The organism is Coleofasciculus chthonoplastes PCC 7420 (assembly GCF_000155555.1).
Lineage (GTDB): Bacteria > Cyanobacteriota > Cyanobacteriia > Cyanobacteriales > Coleofasciculaceae > Coleofasciculus > Coleofasciculus chthonoplastes_A.
This window is the reverse complement of sequence record NZ_DS989877.1, coordinates 70,415-75,907: the sequence shown is the minus strand read 5'-3', so window position 1 is coordinate 75,907 and position 5,493 is coordinate 70,415. Positions and strand designations below refer to the sequence as shown.

Below are 5,493 nucleotides of genomic sequence, written 5' to 3'. Positions count from 1 at the left end.
GCAGCTGAGTGGCTAGTTTAGCTCTAGACAAGGCGAGATCGTATTGCTGAAAACGAGTAAGCTGAACGGCATCCTGCGCTAGATTCAAGCCTTGCTGCTCTAATTCCTCAGCATCGAGCTGTAGAGTATAGGGCAGTAGGGCTTGTCCAGAAACAGGAGCAGGTTTGCTCACCAAAGCGAGCAGCACAAAAATCGGCAATAACAGAATACGTTTGAACACGGCGAAGTCTCAAACTACAACAAGGAATCTTCAGCTACGTTAACACTCTTGCTGGCGTTCTCGTGCAGGCTACACAGATCTCCGACAACTTCTACGAAGTCGGGGATCTTGCTGGAGTAGGCTGTACTGCATCAACCACCAAATTTGCTGTAATGTAAGCGTCTGGCTCACTAACTTGATGAAGATTTGATTTTTTTTGTGGCAACATTGCCCAGTCCCTGTCAGACTGATGATCAAAGCGCACTTTTGTTGAAAAGACAACTTTCTTGATGCAACGCCCATGAAAACCGTTCTGATTGTAGAAGACGAGCCCATGAATCTTCGCATTTATTCCAAAATTCTCACCCGGCGGAGTGGCTTGAATGTCAAGGGAACCGAAGATGTAGAGGAGGTCATGAAAATTGCCCAGGCGGGAGATGCAGATATTATCTTGATGGATGTGTCCCTGGCTCACAGTGTTTACCAGGGTAAGCCTGTCGATGGCATCAAGATTACCCAGATGCTAAAAGCGGATGCTCAAACCAGCAATCTGCCCATTATATTAGTCGCGGCTAATGCTATGGAAGGCGATCGCGAACCCTACGTTAAGCAAAGTGGCGCAGATGGTTATATTCAAAAACCTATTGTTGATCATCAACAGTTTGTCGATCAAATCTTGGCACTTTTGCCCAAAGATGATTAGTACATCAGCGTAAATAGGACTTACGCTTTCTTGACGGCACAGGCGCTACTAATTGCCCAGTCCCTGTCAGACTGATGATCAAAGCGCACTTTTGTTGAAAAGACAACTTTCTTGATGCAACGCCCATGAAAACCGTTCTGATTGTAGAAGACGATCCCATTAATCTTCGCGTTTATTCCAAAGTTCTCACGACGCGGGGTGGCTTGAATGTCAAGGGAACCGAAGATGTAGAGGAGGCCATGAAAATTGCCCAGGCGGGAGATGCAGATATTATCTTGATGGATGTTTCTCTGGCTCACAGTGTTTACCAGGGTAAGCCTGTCGATGGCATCAAGATTACCCAGATGCTAAAAGCGGATGCTCAAACCAGCAATCTGCCCATTATATTAGTCGTGGGTAATATGATGGAAGGCGAGCGCGAAACCTACGTTAAGCAAAGTGGCGCAGATGGTTATATTAGAAAACCTATTGTTGATCATCAACAGTTTGTCGATCAAATCTTGGCACTTTTGCCCAAAGATGATACATCAGCGTAAATAGGACTTACGCTTTCTTGACGGCACAGGCGCTACTAATTGCCCAGTCCCTGTCAGACTGATGATCAAAGCGCACTTTTGTTGAAAAGACAACTTTCTTGATGCAACGCCCATGAAAACCGTTCTGATTGTAGAAGACGAGCCCATTAATTTTCGCGTTTTTTCCAAAATTCTCACCCGGCGGAGTGGCTTGAATGTCAAGGGAACCGAAGATGTAGAGGAGGCCATGAAAATTGCCCAGGCGGGAGATGCAGATATTATCTTGATGGATGCTTGCCTGGCTCACAGTGTTTACCAGGGTAAGCCAGTCGATGGCATCAAGATGGCCCAGATGCTGAAAGCGGACGCTCAAGCCAGCAATCTGCCCATTATATTCGTAATGCCGGGTAATATGATGGAAGGCGATTGCGAAGCCTTGCTTAAGCAAAGTGGTGCAGATGGTTATATTAAAAAACCTATTGTTGATCCTCAACAGTTTGTCGATCAAATCTTGGCACTTTTGCCCAAAGATGATTAGTACATCAGCGTAAATAGGACTTACGCTTTCTTGACGGCACAGGCGCTACTAATTGCCCAGTCCCTGTCAGACTGATGATCAAAGCGCACTTTTGTTGAAAAGACAACTTTCTTGATGCAACGCCCATGAAAACCGTTCTGATTGTAGAAGACGATCCCATTAATCTTCGCGTTTTTGCCAAAATTATCACCCGGCGGAGTGGCTTGAATGTCAAGGGAACCGAAGATGTAGAGGAGGCCATGAAAATTGCCCAGGCGGGAGATGCAGATATTATCTTGATGGATGTGTCCCTGGCTCACAGTGTTTACCAGGGTAAGCCAGTAGACGGTATCAAGATTACCCAGATGCTAAAAGCGGATGCTCAAACCAGCAATCTGCCCATTATATTAGTCGTGGCTCACATGGAAGGCGATCGCGAAGCCTTGCTTAAGCAAAGTGGTGCTGATGGTTATATTCAAAAACCTATTGTTGATCATCAACAGTTTGTCGATCAAATCTTGGCACTTTTGCCTAAAGATAATTAGTACAGATGCGTAAGTCAGCCGCTTGGTTGATGTCGTTACCATAGAGAAGAAGAACTTAGAAACTTGAGCGCAAAAACTCTGCTGTAGCAGACTGATGGGGAAACCTGACACAGACTATGGGTAAAGTCAATAATCCTCTCCCTTGGATAATGGGAATCATTACAGCCAGCCTTCTTGTCGCGGGTGGTGCGGGATATTTTGTGATTGCGGCAAAACCAGACACCGTTGATCTTGATGAACTAACTGTGCCAGTGGATGTGCAGGATTTAGCAGTACGGATCACGGCAAATGGTACGGTACAACCCATTCAAACCGTTAACCTGAGTCCGAAAACCTCAGGTCGTTTGGTTAAGTTGGAAGTCGAACAAGGGGATCGGGTTGACGCGGGAGATGTGGTGGCGGTAATGGAACAAGAGGATGTTAAAGCTCGGTTTTTAGCCGTCAGAGCTGACCTAAAACAGGCACAAGCCCGTCTCGCTGAAGCCAAAGCGGGTCCTCGTCCGGAAGAAATTAAACAAGCTGAACAGCGACTCTATCAAGCAAAAGCCCGTTTAGCTGAAGCCCTCGTCGGTAATCCCAGCGAAATTAACCAAGCGATTGCTCAAGTCCAAACTGCTAGTTCCCGCTTCGATTTAGCCAGAGTACGATTTCGACGGTATAAGTACTTGGTGGAGGAGGGAGTCGTGTCTCAAGATCAGTTCCAAGAGGTATTCGCTGAAGCTCGCACTGCTAAAGCTCAGCTTGATGAAGCTCAACAACGTTTAGAGCAAGTCCGCGAGACCAAAAATACTGAAACTAGCCCAGAAATTTTTCAACTCAATGCTGCGGTTAAAGAAGCTGAATTTGCCTTGCAGCAACTGGTCAAAGGAACTCGTAAAGAAGAAATTGCTCAATTTGAAGCCGCTGTAGAAGCGGCGAAAGCCCAAACCCAAGCTGCCTACATCCAACTACAAGATACGATTATTCGTGCGCCTTTTCCGGGGATTATTACTCAGAAATATGCCACGGTTGGGGCATTTGTCACGCCAACAACCTCGGCATCAAGTACAGCTTCAGCGACCTCTACATCAATCGTGGCATTAGCCACCAAACAACTGGAAGTTCTGGCTGAAGTTCCAGAGGTTGATATTGGACAAATTCAAGAAAAACAGCCCGTACAAGTTATCTCAGATGCGTTTCCGGATCAGGCTTTCCGAGGTCAGGTGAGACTAGTTGCTCCAGAAGCCGTTGTTCAGAATGATGTCACCTCCTTTCAAGTGCGAGTTGCCCTAGCACCTGAAGCACAAGAAAAGTTGCGGTCAGGGATGAATGTTGATCTGACATTTTTAGGAAAACCGATTAGCGATGCTCTGGTTGTTCCGACAGTGGCGGTTGTGACTCAAGAGGGCGAAACTGGAGTTATGGTTCCTGATTTTGAAGATCAGCCGAAGTTTAAACCAGTCACAATAGGAGCCACGATTGAGGATAAAACTCAGATTATTAGGGGATTGAGAGAAGGGGAAAAGGTTTTTATTGATTTGCCTGAAAACTATAATCCTGACGAAGAAGAGTAGGAGAAATGTGGAGCAATCTAGGCAGCTACATCTTTTATCATTAATCATTTCGGTTCCCCTTCTCCCTTGATGGGAGAAGGGGTTAGGGGATGAGGGTGAAACGCTTGCCAGTATTACAAGTATTTAGACAGGGGCGAGTCGATATAGGTTAATTCTTACACCGCCTACTATGTGCAGCGACTCGCCCCTACAACCACGATAATCCGATAATGACCAATAACAAATGACCAATGGATATTGTAGAAAGCATCAAAATGGCATCCACTACGCTGATGGCGAACAAGCTACGCAGTAGCTTAACTATGTTGGGCATTATCATTGGAAATGCCTCAGTGATTGCGATGGTGGGAATTGGACAAGGAGCGCAAAAGCTAGCCTCTGAACAGTTTGAAGCTTTAGGACCCAATGTCCTATTTGTGATTCCCGGCTCTCGTGAAGCGCAACAGACAACGGTTGATTTTCCCAAAACATTGGTTTGGGAAGACGCTAAGGCGATCGCGACTCAAGTCCCAGCCGTTGCGGAAGTTGCCCCGCAAATTAATCTGAGATATTTAATTACGTACCGCAATCGCAATAGTAATTCATTGGTGATAGGAACGACTACAGAATTTCCATCTGTTCGCAGCTTTAATATTGCCAAAGGACGGTTTTTTAACGATATTGACATCAAACGCAATAACCAAGTTGTCATTCTCGGTTCTGAAGTCGTCGAAAAATTATTTGGTTATCAAGATCCGATTGGTCAATCGGTGCGAATTAAAGATGTTAGCTTTGAAGTTATCGGGGTGATGGAACCCAAAGGTACTTTTTTAGGAAATAACCAGGATGATGCGGTGTTTATCCCTCTGAGTACGATGGCGAATCGATTGCGGGGACGCACTTCGCCTTACGGGGTTCAAATTAGCTGGATTGCTATTTCTGCTAGGAATCGAGATAGTATTAGTGCAGCACAGTTTCAAATTGAAAACTTACTGCGGCGACGCCACAAGATTGTGGGTGAAGATGATTTTGGCGTTCAGACTCAGGAAGATATCTTACAAATTGTCAATGCGGTAACAGGTGCATTAACGATCATGCTCGCCGCGATCGCAGCCATTTCCTTAGTTGTTGGCGGTATCGGCGTGATGAACATTATGCTGGTATCAGTTAGGGAACGAACCCAGGAAATTGGACTGCGGAAAGCCGTGGGTGCTAGAGAACAGGATATTCTAATTCAGTTTATGATTGAGGCAATCATTCTCTCCGCCGCCGGGGGAATTATTGGAACCGCAATTGGTGTAAGCGGTGTTTTACTGGTTGGTGCTTTCTCGCCGTTGAAAGCTGGAATTTCTCCCATTGCTATTCTCGTGGCTGTTGGCGTTTCTGGTGGAATTGGCTTATTTTTTGGCGTCGTTCCCGCCAGACAGCCGCGAACTTGATCAATTGTAGCGTTGAGAGTGCTTAGAGTGCATGGCACATCTG

6 protein-coding genes and 1 pseudogene are annotated in these 5,493 nt (G+C 45.9%); 6 read left to right on the top strand and 1 reads right to left on the bottom strand.

The features are described from left to right. Nucleotides 1-220: pseudogene (locus MC7420_RS32950) on the bottom strand (tetratricopeptide repeat protein); the annotation flags it as partial. Nucleotides 221-500: 280 nt separating this feature from the next. On the opposite strand from MC7420_RS32950, the gene MC7420_RS32945 reads away from it, so the two are divergent. From MC7420_RS32945 to MC7420_RS32920, 6 genes are all read left to right on the top strand, one after another. Next, nucleotides 501-902, top strand: coding sequence for a response regulator (locus MC7420_RS32945; RefSeq protein WP_044211056.1), 402 nt, complete (start codon nucleotides 501-503; stop codon nucleotides 900-902). A 125-nt stretch (nucleotides 903-1,027) separates the two neighbouring features. After that, complete coding sequence (locus MC7420_RS32940) at nucleotides 1,028-1,438, top strand: response regulator (protein ID WP_006106137.1); 411 nt, start codon at nucleotides 1,028-1,030, stop codon at nucleotides 1,436-1,438. Nucleotides 1,439-1,550: 112 nt separating this feature from the next. Then, nucleotides 1,551-1,955: a response regulator gene (locus MC7420_RS32935; RefSeq protein ID WP_006106160.1), complete on the top strand. Its 405-nt coding sequence runs from the start codon at nucleotides 1,551-1,553 to the stop codon at nucleotides 1,953-1,955. A 125-nt stretch (nucleotides 1,956-2,080) separates the two neighbouring features. Continuing rightward, nucleotides 2,081-2,479, top strand: a complete 399-nt coding sequence (locus MC7420_RS32930) for a response regulator (RefSeq protein ID WP_006106134.1) — start codon at nucleotides 2,081-2,083, stop codon at nucleotides 2,477-2,479. A gap of 116 nt (nucleotides 2,480-2,595) precedes the next feature. Next, nucleotides 2,596-4,032, top strand: coding sequence for an HlyD family secretion protein (locus tag MC7420_RS32925; RefSeq protein ID WP_006106121.1), 1,437 nt, complete (start codon nucleotides 2,596-2,598; stop codon nucleotides 4,030-4,032). Between the two features lie 230 nt (nucleotides 4,033-4,262). Beyond that, the gene (locus MC7420_RS32920; protein ID WP_044211054.1) at nucleotides 4,263-5,450 is read left to right on the top strand and encodes an ABC transporter permease; all 1,188 of its coding nucleotides are present in this window, start codon (nucleotides 4,263-4,265) and stop codon (nucleotides 5,448-5,450) included. Nucleotides 5,451-5,493 lie beyond the last annotated feature (43 nt).

Coding starts and splice junctions, on each gene's coding strand:
- MC7420_RS32930 (WP_006106134.1), top strand. CDS start 2,081: ATGAAAACCGTTCTGATTGTAGAAGACGATCCCATTAATCTTCGCGTT.
- MC7420_RS32945 (WP_044211056.1), top strand. CDS start 501: ATGAAAACCGTTCTGATTGTAGAAGACGAGCCCATGAATCTTCGCATT.
- MC7420_RS32935 (WP_006106160.1), top strand. CDS start 1,551: ATGAAAACCGTTCTGATTGTAGAAGACGAGCCCATTAATTTTCGCGTT.
- MC7420_RS32940 (WP_006106137.1), top strand. CDS start 1,028: ATGAAAACCGTTCTGATTGTAGAAGACGATCCCATTAATCTTCGCGTT.
- MC7420_RS32920 (WP_044211054.1), top strand. CDS start 4,263: ATGGATATTGTAGAAAGCATCAAAATGGCATCCACTACGCTGATGGCG.
- MC7420_RS32925 (WP_006106121.1), top strand. CDS start 2,596: ATGGGTAAAGTCAATAATCCTCTCCCTTGGATAATGGGAATCATTACA.